Source organism: Sphingobium sp. B10D7B (assembly GCF_025961955.1).
GTDB lineage: Bacteria > Pseudomonadota > Alphaproteobacteria > Sphingomonadales > Sphingomonadaceae > Sphingobium.
In genome coordinates this window covers 544,275-563,679 of record NZ_JAOQOQ010000001.1, presented here as the reverse complement: position 1 = coordinate 563,679, position 19,405 = coordinate 544,275, and the positions used below count along the sequence as shown (strand labels likewise).

The following is a 19,405-nucleotide window of genomic DNA, read 5'->3' as shown; positions in this document are numbered from 1 at the left end:
TGAAACAGCGATTAAACTTCGTTATTGAAAGCTAGATTTTCGATCAAGGATCAGCCCTTGGCGCGATAGCGCGCCTCGGCCTGCGCCATATAGTCCCGCGTGATCGGCAGGGTGTGGCGATTGCGGACGAACTGGAGTTGGTAGATCGTCTGGCTGCCATAGAGGAAGCCGGACGCTGCCGCCGCCAGATAGAAAGTCCACATGCGGAAGAAGCGCTCGTCATACAGGGCGACGATCTCCGTCTTCGCCGCAAGCGTGCGCTGATACCAATGCTCGAGCGTATAGTAATAATGCATGCGCAGCACTTCGATGTCGGTCAGCAGCAGGCGGTTGGGCTCGCTGCCTTCCATGATCTCCGACAACGCCGGGGCGTAACCGCCGGGGAAGATATATTTGCGCATGAAGCCATCCGTCGATGACGGGCCATTGAGGCGGCCGATGGTGTGCAGCAGCATCACCCCGTCCGGCTTCAGCAGGTTATGGCAGGTGCGGAAGAACTCGCGATAATGGCGCACGCCGACATGCTCGAACATGCCGACCGAAACGATGCGATCGAACGTGCCGTTCACATCGCGATAATCGATCAGCTCGAACCGGACGCGATCGGCGACGCCCGCCTCCTGCGCTCTGCGCCGCGCGACCTTGAGCTGCTCCTCGGACAAGGTGACGCCGAGCACGTCCACATCCGCCACGCGGTTGAGATAAAGGGCCATGCCGCCCCAGCCACAGCCGATATCCAGCACCTGCTGACCGGGCTTCAGATCGAGCTTGGCGGCGATATGCGCCTTCTTGTCGATCTGCGCCTGCTCCAGGCTCACTGCATCGGGGTCGGTAAAGTAGGCGCAGCTATATTGCCGGTCCTTGTCGAGGAACAGCGCGTAGAGCTTGTCCGACAGGTCGTAGTGATGCGCGACATTGGCCTTGGAGCGACTGCGCTTGTTGTAATTGTCGCGCCAGTGCTTGATCCGCTCTCCCAGCCAGCCGAGCAGGCTCGGCTCATCGAGCGTCTTGCCGCTTTCCAAAGGCGAATTGGCCGCGACGAGCATGATCAGGTTCCAGATGCTGCCCTGCTCGATGATGAGCTTGCCATCCATGAACCCTTCGGCCGCGCCGAGCGCGGGATTGGTCAGGATGGCGCGTGCGGCGGCATCGTCGGTGAAGCGGATGGCGACGTCCGGCCAACCCCTCACGGCTGTTCCCAACACTTCCTGCGACTCATCCGCATAGCGGATGGTCAATGTGCCCTGACTGATGATCTTGCCGAGCAGGCGACCCAATATTCTCATGGCGCGCGTTTATAGCGCGGCGGATCGTTCGGTCACCCCCTTTCACGAAGAGCGGGCGCTTTCCCTGACCGGTCCATCTGCTATTCCGCTGTCTCGGCCCATCGGAGATGAGACGATCATGACCACCCCCAGCTTCCACAGCTACCGCCCGGCCGATGGTCATGGGCTGGCGCACAATCCGCTGAATGCCATCGTCGCGCCGAGGCCGATCGGGTGGATCGGGACGGTCAGCGCGACCGGCGTGCCCAATCTCGCGCCCTACAGCTTCTTCAATCTCTTCGCCTACAGCCCGCCGATCATCGGCTTCTCATCCAGCGGCGTGAAGGACAGCCTGACAAACGCGCGCGCGACTGGCGTCTTCACCTGGAACCTGGTCGGCCGCTCCCTGGCCGAGGCGATGAACGCCACATCGGCAGAGGTCGCGCCGGACATCGACGAATTCGCGCTCGCGGGGCTTGAACCGCTGGCCTCGGTGGAGATCGCGGCACCGCGCGTCGCGGCCAGTCCGGTGCAGTTCGAATGCCGGGTGACAGACATCATGCCGCTGCGTGGCCTTTCCGGCGCGCAAAGCGGCAATGTGATGGTGTTTGGCGAAGTGGTCCACATCCACATCGATCCGGCCTGCCTGCATGACGGCATTTATCGCACCACCGATGCCGTGCCGGTGGCGCGGGGTGGAGGTCCGGCCGATTATTACGAGATCCGGCCCGACACGCAGTTCCTGATGAAGCGCCCCGGCTGAACGCTCGGCTCAGCCGAGCGCGGCCTGCTTCTCGGCCGCGAGCCGATCAAGCTCGGCGCGGCTCTTCTTTTCGCTGGCGGATTTGAGCTGCCCGCAGGCGGCCATGATGTCGCGACCGCGCGGCGTGCGCACCGGCGCGGAAATACCCGCCTCGAACACGATGTCGGAGAAGCGCCTGATCCGCTCCGGGGTGGAGCATTCGTAAGGCGCGCCGGGCCACGGGTTGAAGGGAATGAGGTTCACCTTGGCCGGCAGACGATATTGGCGGAGCAGACGGACCAGTTCGCGCGCATCCTCATCGCTGTCATTCTTGTCCTTGAGCATCACATATTCGAACGTGATGCGACGGGCATTATTGGCACCGGGATAGTCGGCACAGGCCTGGAGCAGCTCTTCCAGCCCGAACTTGCGGTTGAGCGGCACGATCTCGTCGCGCACCTCCTTGGTGACGGCGTGGAGCGAGACGGCCAGATTGACGCCGATCTCCTCGCCGGCGCGCGCCATCATCGGCACCACCCCGCTGGTGGAGAGCGTGATGCGACGCTTGGAGAGCGCCAGCCCGTCGCCATCCATCACCACCTTGAGTGCATCGCGGACATACTCGAAATTGTAGAGCGGCTCGCCCATGCCCATCATCACGATGTTGGTGAGCAGGCGCCCGTCCGGGCTGTACTGCGGCGCGTCGTCGTCTTCATCCTCTTCGACCTCGCCGAAGCCGGCCATGCTGCCCTTTGGCCACTCGCCCAGCGCATCGCGCGCGAGCATCACCTGCCCGACGATCTCGCCCGGCGTCAGATTGCGCACCAGCCGCATCGTGCCGGTGTGGCAGAAGCGACAATTGAGCGTGCAGCCGACCTGGCTGGACACGCACAGCGTCCCCCGGTCCGCATCGGGGATGAAGACCATTTCATAATCCTGCGCGTCGTCGGAACGCAGCAGCCATTTGCGCGTGCCATCCGAGCTGATCTGCGCTTCTACCACATTGGGCCGCCCGACGACGAAGCGCTCGGCCATCCAGCCCCGCATCGGCTTGGCCAGATCGGTCATGCGCTCGAAGTCGGTCTCACCGCGATGATAGAGCCAGTGGAAGAGCTGCTTGGCGCGCAGCTTCGCCTGCTTCTCATCGAGACCGGCCGCACTCAGTTCGGCCTTGATCTGGGCGCGGGAGAGACCAACGAGATCGACCCGCCCGTCCTCGCGCGGCGTGATCGCGCGGGGGACCGGCACAGGATCGACATGGCCGGGGATCGGCATGAGGGGCGTCGCAGTGTGGGGCATGGGGGCGCATATAATCGCATGTTGGAGCTTGCGCCAGTGGCGTTCACTAACGCCGATCCCGGCAGAGCATCCCCATACGAAACCGGATCTCCCGTCGTTGCGGGAACCCGGCGAGCGAGGAGCCGTTACGCTTTGGTCGTCCGGGCCCCTCTGGCGCTTGCTCACAAGCGTGATGTCGGACGCCCCATCGCGCCCGAGGCACATCATTCCACATATGCCATTCCCGTGGAATCCTTCGGCGCCTATCGGAGGATTGATCCATGAAGTTCGCGTTCCCGCTCCCCCTCGCCGCCCTGGCCTCGCTCGCCTGCGCGACGCCCGCCCTCGCCGCGGACCGTGCCCCGACCGCGGGGGAGGCGAAGGCCATCACGGCTGTGCTACACGACGCGGGCTTTAAAAGCTGGGACGAGATCGAGTTCGACATCGACGACAACCGCTGGGAGGTCGATGACGCGCGCGATGCGCAGGGCCAGCAGTGGGATCTCCATCTCGCCCCGAAAACCTACGCGATCGTCCGCCGCGAACGAGACTGACGGCGGGCGGACTAGTTCGCAAAGCGCTTGAAATAGCTGCTGTGCAGCCAGCGCGGACGCTCCGGCGCATTGGCGACGCGCTGGGTGAGCGCGATGACATAGTCGGTCAGCTTCACGCCCTCGGCCTTCATCACCGGCTGCAGAAGATCATCCTGGGGAGAATGGTAGATATTCGCGCGCCACGCGGCCTCCACCGCCTCTTCCGGCGTCCCGAGCTTGAAACCATATTTGGGGAAGAGCGCCGGGATGCCCTGCTTTATGAAGCTATATTGATCCGACCGGATGAACACGTTGCGATCCGGCTTGGGGTCCGGGACGATGGGTAGGCCCATCGCCTCGCTCACCGCCTGCGCATGAGCGCCGAGCGTGCTCTCCTCATAGCCGATGGGCGTGATGCTGGTCAGCGGAAAGATCGGCAGCGGCATATCCAGATTGATGTTCGCCACGATCGAGCCGGCCGGCACCGTCGGACGATTGGCGAAATAGCGCGAGCCGAGCAGGCCCTTCTCTTCTGCGGTGATGATGGCGAACAGGATTGAGCGGCGGGTCTTCCGGGGCGCCGCCGCCAATGCCCTGGCCGCCTCGATCATGCTGGCGACGCCGACGGCATTATCGAACGCCCCGTTATAGATGGCATCGCCATTGACCGGTGTTCCGATGCCATAGCCGTCCAGATGCGCCGAGAGGACGACATATTCCGAGGCCAGTGCCGGGTCCGATCCGGGCAGGACCGCGATGATGTTGTTGCTGCTGAGCGGCTTTTGGGTCGCCTGGATCGTCGCGGCAAAACGGCCCGGCAGATCGAAGACAGGCAGCGGCGCCGATGCGTCCGACAGGGCGGACAGCGCCTCGAAGCTCTGCCCCGTGCCCTCGAACAGCAAGCCGGCCTTTTCCGGCGAGAGGGTCGCCATCATGAAGGGCACCGAGACATCGCGCAGGGCCGGATCGGCCAGAAACATGGAGGAGAGGCTCGCATTGCCGACCTGCCGCTCCCATCGGATCTCGACCTGTTTGGGGGTGGTGAGCGCAATCATGCCGAGGGCGCCACGCTCAGCGAGGAGCTTCGCGCGCGCCGAGCGCGCATCGGACTTCAGCGCGCCCGAAATGTCGGCCGGGCCGCCGGACAGCACGACCACCACCTTGCCCTTGACGTCGATCCCCGCGAAATCGTCGTGACCGGCCTCAGCTATGGAGAGGCCATAGCCGGCAAAGACCAGTGGCGCGTCGATGCTGGCCGGCATGGGCGTGTTGCCACGGAAGAACAGATCCTGCGGGGTCGCCAGAACCACATCGCCCGACGCGCGCTTGAGCACCGCCGTGCTCGCCGGCTGATCGAAGCGCTGCTCGACCAGATCGACACGCTGAAAATAGCCGTCCGTTCCCGCCGCCCGCGCCCCAAGCTTGCGAAAGGACGCGACGACATAATCGGCCGCGCGATCATAGCCCGGCGTGCCGGCTCCGCGCCCTTCATTGGCGTCGCTGGCAAGTTCCTCGACATGGCCCCACCAGGCATTGATCCGGTCAGGCGATGGTTCGGGCAATTGCGCAGCCAGTGGCGTGGCGATCAGGCAGCCAATGACTGCCCCTAGGGCGTGGCGATAGAACATGAAGCATGGTCTCCCCGGACGATGCGCCGCATGCTGCAATGCAACAAGAGCGCTGTCAACGCGTGGCGGGACCGGGAAAGCAGCGCTTAACGTCGCCGCGCGCAGCCCAGCGCCGCCGCATCGATGGCGGTGGCGGCACCGCTCAGGGCATAGCGATCGGTAAAGCGGCCGCCGGCCCGCGCCCGCCCGGAGATGCTCATCGTCCGATTGGTGCGCATCGCGGCGATGATTGCCGCATCGCTTGCTGGGTCCGACGCCCAGACATCCGCCTCGGACCCGACCAGCACGAACTCCCTGCCGCCGAGGGACAGAACCGCGTGCGTATCCCTGGCCAGTTGATGGCTGAGGCGAATATTCACCTGTCCGCGCAGCCCGGCGCGGGGCCAGTAGCCAATGGCGGCAAACGGGCGCCAGGGCGATGCTTCCCAGCCCCCGGCCATCGGCTGGGCCATGGCAAAGCAGCGCTGGGCGTGCGGATCCCGGAACGCGCCCCAGCCCCCGAACACGCCGAGCACATCCCGCGCCCGCGCGCTCCCGGCCGCGGCAAGCGCGGCGCCGATCAGCAGCAGAGCGAGCGCGCGGACAGGGCAGGTGAGCGTCATGCCGCCGGACAAAGCGTAACGCGCCCGCGAACACAAGACGGCGCCGGGTGGACACGCGCTTTTTTCTCGGGGCGACTTGCCCCATGCGGCAATTTCGATAAGGAATGAGGCTCCAAGAGCGGACTCCTTCGCTCCGACTCCATCAACCGGATAAGAAACGGACACCAGAGGGATGAAGGCCACCATCGAACGTGCGACGCTCCTGAAGAGCCTCGGCCATGTCCAGTCGGTCGTGGAGCGGCGCAACACGATCCCGATTCTCTCGAACGTGCTGATCGACGCCACCGGCGACGGCGCCATCAAGCTGATGGCCACCGACCTCGATCTGCAGATCGTCGAGAATGTGCAGGCGCAGGTGGAAACGCCGGGCGCCACCACCGTCTCGGCCCACACCCTGTTCGACATCGCGCGCAAGCTGCCCGAGGGCAGCCAGGTGCGCCTGGAAGCCGCCGAGGGCAAGATGCTGGTGCAGGCCGGGCGTGCGCGCTTCAACCTGCAGACGCTGCCGCGCGACGACTTTCCGATCATCGCGGAAGGCGCGCTGCCCACCAGCTTCGAGCTGCCGGCCGCTTCGCTCATCCAGATCATCGACAAGACGCGCTTTGCCATCTCCACCGAGGAGACGCGCTATTATCTGAACGGCATCTTCCTGCACGTCGCGGAAGACCCCGCCCCGGTGCTGAAGGCCGCCGCAACCGACGGCCACCGCCTCGCCCGCGTGACGGTCGTGCGCCCCGATGGCGCCGAGGGCATGCCGGACATCATCATTCCGCGCAAATGCATCGCCGAGCTGCGCAAGCTGCTCGACGAAGTGGATGGCAGCGTGCGCATCGACCTCTCGCCCACCAAGATCCGCTTCGACCTTGGCAATGCGGTGCTGACCAGCAAGCTGATCGACGGCACCTTCCCGGATTACAGCCGCGTGATCCCGACCGGCAACGACAAGCTGCTCAAGATCGATCCGCGTAGCTTCGAGGAAGGCGTGGACCGCGTCGCGACCATCGCCACCGAGAAGACCCGTGCCGTGAAGATGGCGCTGGAGAAGGACAAGATCACCCTCTCCGTCACCAGCCCGGAAAACGGCACTGCCGCCGAGGAAGTGCCCGGCGACTACAGCGCCGCGCCCATCGAGATCGGCTTCAACGCCCGCTATCTGCTCGACATTCTCGGACAGGTCGAGGGCGACTCGGTTGAAGTCCACCTCGCCGACGCCGCCGCGCCGACGCTCATCCGCGAGAATGAGAAGGCGCCGGCGCTTTACGTGCTCATGCCGATGCGGGTCTGATCCCGCGCACCAGGCTTATTTGGGATTGCCCAGCACCGAGAGGGCCGCGACCGACAGGCTGCGTATGGCCGTTGGGATGGCGCTTTCGGCGTCCGGCAGGAAGTAGGGCGAGTGGTTTGTCGGGAGCGGCTCGCCACGCTTGGCATAATCCGCGATGACCGACGACAGATAGCCGCCGACACCCAGATAGACCGAGCGCATGCCGCTGGCTGACACCAGTTCAGAATAATCCTCGCTGGCAGAACCGCCCGGCGCGCTGGCCGGGATCAGCGTAATGTCGTCCCACCCCGCCGTGCGCAGGGCAGCTGCGGTTTTCGCGGCGAGATCATCGTCATTGATGACCGATGCCGCGCCCCGGCTGTGATCGATCACCGGTTCGGGCGCCTGCGACATCGCCGCGACGGAGAGCGCCGTGCGCTTCACGCCCTCGACCAGCTGCTCGCGAACCTCCGGCGAGAAGGAGCGCAGCGTCAGGGCCAGCGATGCCGTGTCCGGGATGATATTGGCCGCCGAGCCCGCCTGGAACGAGCCGACCGTCACGACCCCAAATTCAAACGGATCCTTCTGCCGGCTGACCACGGTTTGCACATCCATCACGAAGCGCGCGCCCATCACGACGGGATCGATGGTGCGGCTCGGCATCGAGCCGTGACCGCCCTTGCCCTTGAAAGTGATCCGGATGGTGTCCGAATTGCTGGTAAAGGCGCCCTGCTTGACCACAATGCGCCCCACCGGATCATTGCCGACATGGGCCGCAAAGCCGTAATCGGGCTTGGGGAAACGCGTGAACAGGCCGTCCTCGACCATCTTGCGCGCGCCCTGCCCGCTTTCCTCGCCCGGCTGCGCGACGAACAGCATCGTCCCGCGCCACTGGTCCCGCATGGCGAGCATGGCTTTCGCCGTGCCGACCCACCAGGCCATGTGCAGATCATGGCCGCAGCTGTGCGCGACGAACGTGGTCTTGCCTTGATACTGCGCCTCACGGGTGCTCGCGAAGGGCGACTGGCTCAGCTCCTTCATCGGCAGGGCATCCATGTCGGCACGGATCAGCACCACCGGCCCCTCGCCATTGCGCAGCACGGCGACGACGCCGGTCCCGCCGACCTTTTCGGTGACCTCCAGCCCCAGCTTGCGCATTTCCTGCGCCAGCCGCGCAGCCGTGCGGGTTTCCGCCAGGCTCAGCTCGGGATTGGCGTGCAGATCGCGATAGAGCGCGATCAGGTCCGGCGTGCTCTGCTTGATGGATTGCTCGATGGCACCGGTCGCCCGCGCATCCACGGTCGCGGCCATGGCCGGACCGGCCAGCGCCGACAGGGCGAGGAGGAACGCGAGAGGGGATTTGAGCATGGCATCTCTCCGGAAAGCAGGAGGCTGGGTGGCACGAACCGGGCCGGAGCATAGACATGGGTCTGGGCGAGGTGAAGTTGAAAGTTATGCAGAAGATGCATACTAGTGCATCCGCAGCGGACGGGATGCGCTGAGCGGAAAGGACCATGACCATGCAAGAGAGTGCCCACGGCAGCCACGGAATGGTCACCGCGCCCCATCATCTGGCCAGCAAAGCCGGCCTGTCCATCCTGCGGGACGGCGGCACGGCGATCGAGGCGGCGATTGCCACCGCCGCGTGCCTCGCCGCGGTCTATCCGCACATGACGGGAATCGGCGGGGACGGTTTTTGGCTGATCCACGAGCCAGACGGCCGGGTTTGGGCCATCGACGCCTGCGGGCGCAGTCCTCGGGCGCTTGGCGATGCCTATGCCGGCCTGTCGGCCATTCCCTGGCGCGGGCCGCTCGCCGCCAATACCGTGGCGGGCACGGTCTCCGGATGGGATCTGGCGCGGTCCTCGCTGGCCTCTCCCCTCCCCCTGCATCGCCTGCTCGCGGACGCCATTGCCCGTGCCGAACAGGGCGTGGCGGTGACCGCCGGCGGCGCCGAACTGGCCGCGAGCAAATCGGACGAACTGACATGCGTACCGGGCGCCTATCGCACGATCTTCGAGCCGGAGGGCCGCCCGCTGCGCGAGGGCGACACGCTGCGCCAGCCGCAACTGGCCGAAACGCTGAGGATGCTGGCCAAGGACGGGCTGGACAGCTTCTATCGCGGCGCGCTGGCCGAGCGAATCGCCGACGATCTCACCCGGCTCGGCAGTCCGGTGACGGCGCAGGATTTGGCGGTCCACCGCGCGACCTCGCCTGCCCCACTCTCCGTGCGACTGCGCGACGCCACGCTCTACAATACCGCCCCACCGACGCAGGGCCTCGCATCACTGCTGATCCTCGCGCTGTTCGACCGGTTGCCGGCGGAACAGGCCGAAAGCTTCGCCCATCTGCACGGGCTGGTCGAGGCGACCAAGCAGGCCTTCCTGGTCCGCGATGCGCATGTCGGCGACCCGGCCTTCATGGAGATCGACCCGCAGGCGCTGCTCAATGACGCGGCCGGTCTGGACCAGATGGCGCAGGCGATTGACCCAGCGCAGGCCATGCCGTGGCCGCGCCCCTCGGCCCTCGGAGATACCTGCTGGTTCGCCGCCGCCGATGCCCGCGGGCAGGTGGTGAGCTGCATCCAGAGCACCTATTTCGAGTTCGGCTCGGGCCTGGTGCTCCCGCAGAGCGGCATCACATGGCAGAATCGCGGCTGCTCTTTCCGCCTCGCCGACGAGGGCTGGAATGCCCTCAAGCCCGGCCGCAAGCCGTTCCACACCTTGAATCCCGCGCTGGCGCATTTCCATGACGGCCGGGTGATGGCCTATGGCACCATGGGTGGCGAAGGCCAGCCGCAGACGCAGGCCGCTCTGTTCAGCCGCTATGCCCGCTTCGGCGTGCCGCTGCAGCAGGCGATCTCCGCACCGCGCTGGCTGCTCGGCCGGACATGGGGGGAAGAGAGCACATCACTCAAGCTGGAGGACCGCTTCGACCCGGCGCTTTATGCGCAGCTTCGCGCGGCGGGGCATGAGGTGGAGCTGGTCGCACCGATGACGGCGATGATGGGCCATGCCGGCGCCATCGTCCGCCATGCCGATGGGCAGCTGGAAGGCGCGAGCGATCCGCGCAGCGACGGCAAGGCGACGGGCTTCTGAAGTCAGTCCGCGCGGGGGCGTGCCGTCAGTGGCCGCTTCCCTGCAGCGAGACATGGGCGGAGACGATGCGCCATCCCTCCGACAGCCGCGCCCAGCTCTGGCTCTGGCGGCCGATGACCTCGCCGCCGATCCGCTGGAACTCGACATTGGCCGTCGCGAAATCATCGCCGAAGGTGGTGATCTCCATCCGCCGGATGGTCCGAGGCGGCGAGCCACCCGCACGCGCCTTGCGGAAGACGAGGATCTCCTCGATCCCGTACAGGCATTCGCCAACGCCATAGCGCACCGAGCGGTCCGACTGCCAGAACATGCTATCCAGCATGGCGATGTCATTCTCCCCCAGCGCGTGTTCGTAGCGATCCACCAGCGCGGTCACTTCGGCGAGAATGGCGGGCTTGTTGATCTCCATCACGCGCGCTCCTGCCCCCTCGCCGCATCCATGCCCGCGACAAGCGCCGCCGAATCGGTCACGAAACCAAAGCACTGCTTCACATTGTAGAGCGTCGCCTCGGCGCAGAAGGCGGGCGAGGTGGTCGCCGCACAATCGGTGAGCAGCACGCAGTCATAGCCCAGGCAATTCGCGTCGATCAGCGTCGCCAGCACGCACTGGTCGCTGTTCACGCCCGCAAACAGCACCGTATCGACCCGCAGATTGCGCAGGATGCTGTCCAACGGCGTGTCCCAGAAGCCGGACATGCGATATTTGGAGACGCACACGTCCTGCGGCGCGATGGGCAGCTCGTCGACCACGGCCGCCGCCCAGCTTCCTTCCTCCAGCACCGGCGCACCATTCGCCAGCGGATCGCCCAGCCCCGTTCCCGTGCCATCCGGCTTATAGACATGGAGGATCGAGGGGCTGAGGTTCATCCGGTCCGGCCGATTCCCCCAGTTGAGCCAGATGACTGGCACATCCTCTGCGCGCAGACGCGGCAGCAGCGCCTGCAACGGCGCGATGGGCGCGCGCGCGGCGGAAATATCCACGCCGATCGAGGCCAGCCAGCCATCGGGGTGGCAGAAGTCGTTCTGCATATCCACCACGACAATCGCCGTGCGCGTTAGATCGATCTGCAGATTCTGCGGCGCGGCTTCGCAGGCGATCACATGGCGCGGCTGCTCCGGCTGCGCGAGAATGGCCTCCTGCGCACTCACCTGCCACGCGCGGCGCGGCGAGCTGCCAAGGCGATGATAGTAGGCTGTCTGGTCCGGCATCATGCGTTTCCTGAGAGAAGAGCGATATCGCTGGCATCGAGATCGACCGGCACGCCAGAGCGGATCAGGTCGGAGAAGCCTTCATCGGGTGTCATGACAGTGAGCGTGTAGAGCTTGCCCGGCCCGGTATTCTCGATGACATGCAGGCCGCCGGGCGGCAGGAGCATGGCGCTGCCCCGGCTGAGCGACACGCTGGCTCCATCGCAGGTCGCCCGCCCTTCCCCTTCCAGCACATAGAAGAACTCGAAGGCGGCCTTGTGACTGTTCGGCGGGGTCTTGCCGCCGGGCTCGAAAATCTCGACGACGCACACATGCTCGAAGCCGGGCACGGCCTTGTCATGCAGGATGACGAAATAGTTGGTGTCGGTCGGCGCGATGCGGAACGCCTGCAACTCAGTGGCGCGGGAAAGATAGACGGCGGGATTCATGCGCGGGACTCCGGCAAGGGGTAGCGGCTGACATCGGCAAGCAGGCGCGCGAGGCCGCGCCCGGCATGGTCGAGGCATTGGGCGCCGTGATCGGCATTGGCGAGGCTGGCATTGCCGATTGCCCCGTCCGGATTGATGTCCTGCGTCATCCAGCCGATGCCCACCGCGCCTTCCAGCCGAAGCTCATCATAATCGCGCGCAATCGCGGGGCCGGTGGAGGGAAAATCCGCCAGCAGATCGCGCTTCACCTGCTCGGGGCGCAGGTGGAGCATCATCGAGCTTTCCACCGCGCCGGCATGAATGCCATGATGCAGCTCGTCCTCACTGAACAGGCCCTCCGGCACGCCAAAGCCATAGGTGCTCGCGGAGACAGCCAGCGCACCGTGACGCACGCGTAGCTCGCGCACCAGAATCTCGACAAGCTGGGGCTGGCCCCCATGCGAGTTCAGCACGACGATCTTGCGGAAGCCGGCACGCAGCACGGACTCGGCGATATCGATCCAGTAGCGCAGCAGCGTCTCAGTCCCGACGGTCAGCGTGCCGGGGAAGGCCATATGCTCATTGCTCTTGCCGATGGCGAGCATCGGCAGCGCCACGACGCGCACGCCGTCCGCCAGGTGACGCGCTGCTGCCGCGACGACACCCACATTGATATCGGCATCGACAGAGACCGGCAGATGCGGCCCGTGCTGCTCGATAGCAGCGACCGGCATGAGGGCAATATCGCGCGCGGCATCCACGGACTGGAAGTCGCGCGTCGTCATATCCTGCCAATATTCAAGCATTGCCTTTATTCCTCAAAACCGCAGGAACGCGGCCGGCCGCAATCGCGCCCACCGCTGCGTTTCTGCCCTATTTCGGCGACCCAATCTACGACCCGCACGCGCAAATCCGAGATTCCCCTCTTCTCTTAGTAAGCAGTTTATGTATAACTACTGCTCGACCGAGCGCAAGGATGATCGCGATCCGCCCCGGCGCCGCGCAGGATTGAAACGGAATCGAAGCCTATGAACTTGAATGGTCTGATCGCCGCACTGAAGGGGCCGAAGGTCATCACCGATGCCGCAGCGGTGCGCCGGATGAGCCGGGACTATTATTGGTATAGCCCCATCCTCAAGCGCCAGCTCGCCGACGTCACCGGCGACGTGCTGCTGGAAGCGCATTCCGAAGCCGACATTCTGGAAATCGGGGCTGCCTGCTACGCCCATGACGTGCCATTGACGGTGCGCGGCGGCGGCACCGGCAATTACGGCCAGGCCATGCCGATCCGGGGCGGCGCGCTGCTCGACATGCGCGCGATGGACAAGCTCCTCTGGGTGAAGGACGGCGTGTGCCGCGTGCAGGCCGGCAAGCGCCTCATCACGCTCGATCAGGAACTGGCCGAGCATGGCTATGAAATGCGGCTGCACCCCTCCACCCGCACTGTCGCGACCGTGGGCGGGTTCATTGCCGGCGGATCGGGCGGCGTCGGCTCGATCAACTGGGGGATGCTGCGGGAGACCGGCAACATCCTCGGCGCCCGGCTCGTGACGCTCGAAGCCGAGCCGCGGGTGCTGGAGCTGCGCGGCGCCGACATTGCCAAGTTCAACCACAGCTATGGCGTCACCGGCATCATCACCGAGCTGGAATTGCCGCTCGCCAATGCGCAATTGTGGATCGATGCGGTCGTCACGTTCGACGATCTGCTGAGCGCCGCCCGCTTTGGCAAGGCGTTCGCCGAAAGTCCGGGCCTGGTGAAGAAGCAGTGCGGGGTGATGGCCCCGCCGATTGCTCACACTTATCTGCGCCCGATCGCGCAATATGTCCGCGCCGATGAAGCCTGCGCGCTGGTGATGGTCGCCAGCCAGTCCTGGGAAGGCTTCGAGACGCTCGTCGCCGCTCATGGCGGACGCATCGCGCACGATAGCCGCACCGCGCCGGCCACGGGTAAGCGCGTGCCGCTCTACGAGCTGTGCTGGAATCATACGACGCTGCAGGCGCTCAAGGTCGACCCGACGCTCACTTATTTGCAAACGCTGCTGCCGGCCCAGAATGGCGTGGAACTGGCCGACGAACTCCAGCGCCATTTCGGCGAGGAGGTGATGTTCCACCTCGAGTTCACCCGCAGCGGCCCGGCCGTGAGCTGTTCGGCCATCCAGATGGTGCGCTTCACCACCGAGGAGCGGCTGAACGAGATCATGGCCTATCATGAGCAGCGCGGCTGCCGTCAGTTCAACCCGCATGTCTACACCATTGAGGAAGGCGGCATGAAGCAGGTCAACCACGTCCAGTTGGCCTTCAAGCGGGAAGTCGACCCCAAGGGCCTGCTCAACCCCGGCAAGATGCTGGCCTGGGACAATCAAGACGCGCTTGCGGACATCTGAAAGAAGGAAGGTTGCATGGTTTCGGTTGCGAATAATGAACTGATGACGCGCGTTGGCCCCGGCACGCCGATGGGCACCGTCATGCGCCAATATTGGATTCCGGCCTGCGCCTCATCGGAGATCGCTGCCGACGGCGCGCCGCTCCGCCTGATGCTGCTCGGCGAGAAGCTGCTCGCTTTCCGCGATACCGAGGGCCGCGTCGGCGTGATGGATCATCGTTGCCCGCATCGCTGCGCTTCGCTCTTCTTCGGGCGGAACGAAAAGGGCGGCATTCGCTGCGTGTACCATGGCTGGAAGTTCGACGTGAACGGCAAGTGCCTGGACATGCCGAACGTCTCGGAAGCCGACGCCGCGAAGTTCCAGCCGCGCGTCCACGCCAAGGTGTATCGCACGGCCGAGCGTGCCGGCGTGGTGTGGGTGTATATGGGCGAGCGCGAAACGCCGCCGCCCCTCCCCTGCATCGAAGCCACGATGCTGCCGGATACCGAACTGCGCGTGACGCTCACCCAGCGCGAGTGCAACTGGCTGCAGGCGCTGGAAGGCGACATCGACACGAGCCACTTCGGCTTCCTGCATGTCGGCAGCGTGGCCGACGAGGACGTCGACGCGACCAACATGCACAGCGTCGCGGTGACCAAGCGCGCGCCCGACTTCAAGGTCGCCGATACCGACTGGGGCACGATGGCCGGCGCCTATCGTCCGTCTGCCAATGGCGAAGGCCTCTACTGGCGCATCTGCCAGTATATCTTCCCCTTCTGGGCGCTGTTCCCGGATGGCACCTTCTCGGACAACGTCACCGCCAATGCCTGGGTGCCGATGGATGACAGCCACACCATGGTGATCAACTTCGCCTGGGTGAAACGCACCCAGCCGCTGCGCACCACGGTGGATGGCAACACCATTGCGGGCCTGGAATTCCGCCACAACTTCCTGCCCAACAGCAGCGACTGGTTCGGCCGCTGGAAGCTCGCCCAGAATGCCGAAAATGACTATGAGGTCGACCGCACTGCGCAGAATGAGGTGAGCTTCACTGGCGTGACCGGCATCACCCTGCAGGACCAGTATATCACCGAGAGCATGGGCGACATCGTGGACCGCTCGACCGAGCATCTCGTCACCAGCGATCTGATGATCATGCAGACCCGCAAGCGCATCATCAAGGCAGCCCGCGCGCTGCAGGATGCCGGCACAATGCCCCCCGGCGTGGACGATCCCGAGATCGTCAACGGCGCACGCGGCGGTGCCTATGATGCGCCGGCCGATGCGGACTGGATGGAAGAGTATAAGGCCCAGCTTGCCGCGGCCATCGGCCCGGCGCGGGGATAATCGAACGACGGAAAACCGGCGGCGGCGCTCAGCTCAGGCTGAGCGCCGCGTCCAGCAGATTGCGCATCAACATTGCACGGGTCATCGGCCCCACGGAGCCGTGGCGCGGCGTGACCCAGCCGGCCACCTGCGCGACATTATCGGCAATGTCCGACACCATCTGCCCATCGACATAGGTGATCCCGACGCCGACGACGCAGGCGCCGGGCCGCACCATGTCGGCGCGCACAAGATCGGGCTGGCCGGCTGCCGAGATAATCACATCGCTTTCGCGCAGCACGGGTGCCAAATCCGCCGTGCCGCGATGAAGCACGGTGACGACCGCATCGACATCCGTATCCGTCAGCATCGCCGCGAGCGGCCGACCGACCAGCAGCCCGCGCCCGATGATCGCGACGCGGCGCCCGGCGAGAGGTACGTCATACTCACGCAGCAGAGCGAGGATCGCGCTTGGCGTGCAGGGCCGCAACGCAGGTTGACCGGCCAACATCCGCCCCAGATTGAGGGGGTGGAGCCCGTCCACATCCTTGTCCGGGCTGATCGCCTCGATCACCGCGCCGGCATCGAGGTGCGCAGGCAGCGGCAATTGGACGATCAGACCGTGACAGGCGTCGTCCCGGTTGAGGATGTCGATCAGCGCCAGCAGATCGGCCTGCGGGATGCTGGCGGGGAGATCGATCTGGCGGGAGGCAAAGCCAAGCGCCTCGCAATCCTGATGCTTGCGCGAGACATAGGCCCGGCTTGCCTCATCATCGCCCACGAGCACCGTGACGAGGCAAGGCCTGTGCCCCGACCGCATGAATGCGCTCTCGTCCGCCCGCGCCTTGATCCGTGTGCGCCATGCTGCCGCGGTGGCATCGCCATCGAGAATCACGGGCATCAGCGCAGGCCGACCGAGGGATCGATGAAGCGGTTGGTCACCACATCCTGCGGCTTCACATTCGGTTTGGCGCGGATGTCGAGATAGGGCTTGAGCCGGGAGAGGAGCACATTGCTGCGGGTCATGTCGAAATCGCCCAAAGTCTTGTTCGGCCCGTTGCCGACGATGCCGCGCGAGAGCGAAACGGCAGAGGCCGCCGCCAGCAACTCGCGCGAGGTCTTCCACCAGGGCGCCGCGAAGCCGCCCTCGTTGAAGCGGTAGATCAGGTCGTTCACTTCGCCCGGCGCGCGGATGTAATCCACCTGCGCGCGCTGGAGCAGCGGCACCAGCCCCTTGAGGCACGGGGCCAGCTCGTTGAGCCGGTTTGTCGCGACCGAGACCATACCGGGATAAAGCGGATAGCCCATGTCCGAGAGCAGCAGGAAATCCACCGGCTTGTTCCAGCGCTTGCCATGAGCGAACTGATAGCCCTCGCTGGTGACGCTGCCCTGATTAAGCCAGCGCCCACGGTTCAGCACGAAGGTTTCGGCGTCGCCATTATAGCCTTCCTGCACCGCATCCTTGGGCAGGCCGTTATTGATGAGATAGCGCCCGAATGTGCGTCGCGTGGTGGAGAGGTAGATCTTGCCTTTCCCTGACCGTACGAACGCCCGCAGGTCCGCCACCGACCGGAAGCCGCGCGGATAGGTCGCGCGGTCCCAGAACAGACCCATGGGCGATTTCTCGAGCATCGCCACCACGCCCGTAGCGGGGAAGCGGCGCGAGAAGATGAAGGCATTATCCTGATCGACCAGCGCCAGATGCGGACGCAGGCCCGCGCGGCTATTGCCCATGTAGAGCGCGGAAAACGGCGTCTCAGCATCGCCAAGGCCGATGCCCTTGCCGCCCACCAGGATCAGCAGGTCGATCCCGGTCGCGCCGAGCGGGCCTTGGTAGCGCCCCTGGCTCATCTTGCCCCCGCCGCCAATCAGCTGGAACAGCCCGCCATGCTCGGCCTGCGGCAACCAGTCGAGCTGCACGACGACCGGATTGGGGCAGACCCTGGCCAACGGTGTGCGGTAATGCTCCCGGGCGAAGGCGCCCGGCGCGACCGGCGCAGCCTGCGCGCCCGCGCCGAGCAAGGCCAGCGCGGCCAACACGGCATGACGTGCCCGCCGCATCATCCCTTCGCCCCGGCCGAATCATGCCAGTGAGAGAAGAGCCGGTCGCCGAGCCAGCCGAAGAACAGATAGACGCCGATCGACATCACTGCCGAGACGATGAGCGCCGCATACATCTGCTCGTAGAGGAAATCGATCTTCGAGTTCACCAGCATCTGGCCCAGCCCGCCATCGCCCGAAACGAAGAACAGCTCGGAGACGATGGCGCCGATCACCGCGAGGCTCGCCGCAATGCGAATGCCGGCGAACAGCGATGGCAGCGCGGAGGGGATGCCCGCCTTGAGCAACGTCGTGCCCCAGCCTGCCCCTTCCAGCCGGAACAGCTCCCCGATGCCCTTGTCGAGGCTCTTGAGGCCGAGCAGCAGCGTGGTGGGAATGGCGAAGAAGGTGAACAGGGCGACGATCAGCACCTTGGGCAAAAAGCCAAAGCCAAGCAGCGACTGGATGAGCGGAATGATCGCCAGCACCGGGATCGACTGTAGCACCACCAGATAGGGCGCGACGGCCCGCTCGATCCAGAAGGAGCGGAACATGAGGACGCCGAGCAGCATGCCGCCGGGAATCGAAACGGCCAGACCCGTGAGCGCGATCTGCGCCGTCACGCCAGCCGCACGCAGCAGTTCCGCGCGCACGGCGGCTGAAGCGAAGGCGCCTTCCCAGATTTCGCTGGGGCCGGGCATCAGGAATTGGCGATACTCCTCAAGGCCAGCGCGCGCATAAGCGTAGCAGGCCGCGAGCAGGAGGCCGAGCAGCAGCGGGGGCAGCAGTCGCGCGACCCAGCGAGCAGCAGGACTGGCCTTAGTGCGAGCGGCGCGGGGCGGAAAATAGGTCGCTTTGGTCATTCCACGCCTCCCGATGCATCCCGCAGCGCCGCCGAGAGCGTGCCGCACAGTTCCGCAAATTGCGGCGAGAAGCGCACCGCATCGTCGCGCGGAAACGGGAACGGGATGTCGTAGGTGCCGACAATGCGGCCCGGTCGCGCAGACATCACGATGACGCGGGACGACATGAACACCGCCTCCGACACGGAGTGCGTCACGAACATCGCCGCGAACTGCTGACGCAACTGCAGGGTCTGCACTTCATCGTTGAGCCGCTCGCGGGTGATCTCGTCCAGCGCGCCGAAGGGCTCGTCGAACATGAACAGCGTGGGATCGAGGGTCAGGGCGCGGGCCAGCGAGACGCGCATCTTCATGCCCCCCGAAAGGTGCTTGGGATATTGCTCCTCGAAGCCGCTCAGGCCGACCAGCGCGATCTTCTCCTGCGCCACCCGGCGCCGCTCCTCCCGCCCGACGCCGCGCAATTCCAGCAGAAGCTCGACATTTCGGCGCACCGTGCGCCAGGGCAGCAGCGTCGCATCCTGAAAGGTGAAGGCGATGTGAGAGCGATCCGCATGAAGCGCCCCGTCGGTATAGTCGATCAGCCCGGCGGCGATGCGCAGCAAGGTGGACTTGCCGCAGCCCGAGGGCCCCAAAATGCTGATGAATTCGCTGGGGCGGATATCGAGATTAATGCCCCGCAGGGCCTCGACGCCTGTCCCGAACGTCAGCGAGACGTCCTGGAAGGAAACGATCGGCGCGGCGGCGTCGGCCGCGCCCTGATTCGGGTCAACGCGGCGATCGCCCATGA

The 19,405-nt window shown here is 65.4% G+C and carries 19 protein-coding genes; 6 read left to right on the top strand and 13 right to left on the bottom strand.

What is annotated here, in order from left to right; all coding sequences use genetic code 11:
* Nucleotides 1-50: 50 nt before the first annotated feature.
* Nucleotides 51-1,286, bottom strand: a complete 1,236-nt coding sequence (locus M2331_RS02590) for an SAM-dependent methyltransferase (RefSeq protein ID WP_181558840.1) — start codon at nt 1,284-1,286, stop codon at nt 51-53.
* Between the two features lie 118 nt (nt 1,287-1,404).
* Here M2331_RS02590 and M2331_RS02585 point away from each other — a divergent pair, with 118 nt between their 5' ends.
* On the top strand, nt 1,405-2,028 hold the full coding sequence (locus M2331_RS02585; RefSeq protein ID WP_181558839.1) for a flavin reductase family protein: 624 nt from the start codon (nt 1,405-1,407) through the stop codon (nt 2,026-2,028).
* 9 nt (nt 2,029-2,037) lie between these two features.
* On the opposite strand, the gene rlmN is transcribed toward M2331_RS02585, so the two are convergent.
* Nucleotides 2,038-3,306 carry a 23S rRNA (adenine(2503)-C(2))-methyltransferase RlmN gene (rlmN, locus tag M2331_RS02580; protein ID WP_181558838.1) on the bottom strand — a complete coding sequence of 423 codons (1,269 nt, stop codon included), beginning with the start codon at nt 3,304-3,306 and terminating at the stop codon, nt 2,038-2,040.
* Nucleotides 3,307-3,566: 260 nt separating this feature from the next.
* Between rlmN and M2331_RS02575 the strand changes: the two genes are divergently transcribed.
* A complete protein-coding gene (locus tag M2331_RS02575) occupies nt 3,567-3,839 on the top strand; it encodes a PepSY domain-containing protein (RefSeq protein WP_181558837.1) in 273 nt (90 codons plus the stop codon).
* 11 nt (nt 3,840-3,850) lie between these two features.
* On the opposite strand, the gene M2331_RS02570 is transcribed toward M2331_RS02575, so the two are convergent.
* Both M2331_RS02570 and M2331_RS02565 read right to left on the bottom strand, forming a co-directional pair.
* A complete protein-coding gene (locus M2331_RS02570; protein ID WP_181558836.1) occupies nt 3,851-5,446 on the bottom strand; it encodes a M28 family metallopeptidase in 1,596 nt (531 codons plus the stop codon).
* 86 nt (nt 5,447-5,532) lie between these two features.
* The gene (locus tag M2331_RS02565) at nt 5,533-6,048 is read right to left on the bottom strand and encodes a hypothetical protein (protein ID WP_181558835.1); all 516 of its coding nucleotides are present in this window, start codon (nt 6,046-6,048) and stop codon (nt 5,533-5,535) included.
* Between the two features lie 172 nt (nt 6,049-6,220).
* On the opposite strand from M2331_RS02565, the gene dnaN reads away from it, so the two are divergent.
* On the top strand, nt 6,221-7,333 hold the full coding sequence (gene dnaN / locus M2331_RS02560; protein ID WP_181558834.1) for a DNA polymerase III subunit beta: 1,113 nt from the start codon (nt 6,221-6,223) through the stop codon (nt 7,331-7,333).
* Nucleotides 7,334-7,348: 15 nt separating this feature from the next.
* On the opposite strand, the gene M2331_RS02555 is transcribed toward dnaN, so the two are convergent.
* On the bottom strand, nt 7,349-8,680 hold the full coding sequence (locus M2331_RS02555; protein ID WP_181558833.1) for an amidohydrolase: 1,332 nt from the start codon (nt 8,678-8,680) through the stop codon (nt 7,349-7,351).
* Between the two features lie 152 nt (nt 8,681-8,832).
* On the opposite strand from M2331_RS02555, the gene M2331_RS02550 reads away from it, so the two are divergent.
* On the top strand, nt 8,833-10,410 hold the full coding sequence (locus tag M2331_RS02550) for a gamma-glutamyltransferase family protein (RefSeq protein ID WP_181561319.1): 1,578 nt from the start codon (nt 8,833-8,835) through the stop codon (nt 10,408-10,410).
* 25 nt (nt 10,411-10,435) lie between these two features.
* On the opposite strand, the gene hpxZ is transcribed toward M2331_RS02550, so the two are convergent.
* Genes hpxZ through M2331_RS02530 form a run of 4 tightly spaced genes read right to left on the bottom strand, consistent with a single transcriptional unit; the run spans nt 10,436 to nt 12,832 of the window.
* Nucleotides 10,436-10,819, bottom strand: coding sequence for an oxalurate catabolism protein HpxZ (gene hpxZ / locus M2331_RS02545; protein WP_181558832.1), 384 nt, complete (start codon nt 10,817-10,819; stop codon nt 10,436-10,438).
* Nucleotides 10,819-11,622, bottom strand: coding sequence for a cysteine hydrolase family protein (locus M2331_RS02540; RefSeq protein WP_264592258.1), 804 nt, complete (start codon nt 11,620-11,622; stop codon nt 10,819-10,821). The genes hpxZ and M2331_RS02540 overlap by 1 nt, the downstream gene beginning before the upstream one ends.
* Nucleotides 11,619-12,047 carry a cupin domain-containing protein gene (locus tag M2331_RS02535; RefSeq protein ID WP_181558831.1) on the bottom strand — a complete coding sequence of 143 codons (429 nt, stop codon included), beginning with the start codon at nt 12,045-12,047 and terminating at the stop codon, nt 11,619-11,621. The genes M2331_RS02540 and M2331_RS02535 overlap by 4 nt, the downstream gene beginning before the upstream one ends.
* Entirely contained in the window at nt 12,044-12,832 is a 789-nt protein-coding gene (locus tag M2331_RS02530) for a creatininase family protein (protein WP_181558830.1), read from the bottom strand. Before M2331_RS02530 ends, M2331_RS02535 begins: the two co-directional genes overlap by 4 nt.
* Nucleotides 12,833-13,054: 222 nt before the next feature.
* Here M2331_RS02530 and M2331_RS02525 point away from each other — a divergent pair, with 222 nt between their 5' ends.
* Together M2331_RS02525 and M2331_RS02520 are read left to right on the top strand one after the other, a co-directional pair.
* Nucleotides 13,055-14,410: an FAD-binding oxidoreductase gene (locus tag M2331_RS02525; protein ID WP_181558829.1), complete on the top strand. Its 1,356-nt coding sequence runs from the start codon at nt 13,055-13,057 to the stop codon at nt 14,408-14,410.
* A 15-nt stretch (nt 14,411-14,425) separates the two neighbouring features.
* On the top strand, nt 14,426-15,736 hold the full coding sequence (locus M2331_RS02520) for a Rieske 2Fe-2S domain-containing protein (protein WP_181558828.1): 1,311 nt from the start codon (nt 14,426-14,428) through the stop codon (nt 15,734-15,736).
* A gap of 28 nt (nt 15,737-15,764) precedes the next feature.
* Here M2331_RS02520 and M2331_RS02515 read toward each other — a convergent pair whose 3' ends face one another.
* From M2331_RS02515 to M2331_RS02500, 4 genes are read right to left on the bottom strand one after another with little or no spacing between them, the layout of a single operon-like run.
* Nucleotides 15,765-16,616 (bottom strand): bifunctional 5,10-methylenetetrahydrofolate dehydrogenase/5,10-methenyltetrahydrofolate cyclohydrolase, encoded by an 852-nt coding sequence (locus M2331_RS02515; RefSeq protein WP_181558827.1) that lies wholly within the window; start codon nt 16,614-16,616, stop codon nt 15,765-15,767.
* Entirely contained in the window at nt 16,616-17,779 is a 1,164-nt protein-coding gene (locus tag M2331_RS02510) for a hypothetical protein (RefSeq protein ID WP_220128502.1), read from the bottom strand. Before M2331_RS02510 ends, M2331_RS02515 begins: the two co-directional genes overlap by 1 nt.
* Entirely contained in the window at nt 17,776-18,618 is an 843-nt protein-coding gene (locus tag M2331_RS02505) for an ABC transporter permease (RefSeq protein ID WP_181558826.1), read from the bottom strand. Before M2331_RS02505 ends, M2331_RS02510 begins: the two co-directional genes overlap by 4 nt.
* On the bottom strand, nt 18,615-19,403 hold the full coding sequence (locus M2331_RS02500) for an ABC transporter ATP-binding protein (RefSeq protein ID WP_181558825.1): 789 nt from the start codon (nt 19,401-19,403) through the stop codon (nt 18,615-18,617). The genes M2331_RS02505 and M2331_RS02500 overlap by 4 nt, the downstream gene beginning before the upstream one ends.
* Nucleotides 19,404-19,405 lie beyond the last annotated feature (2 nt).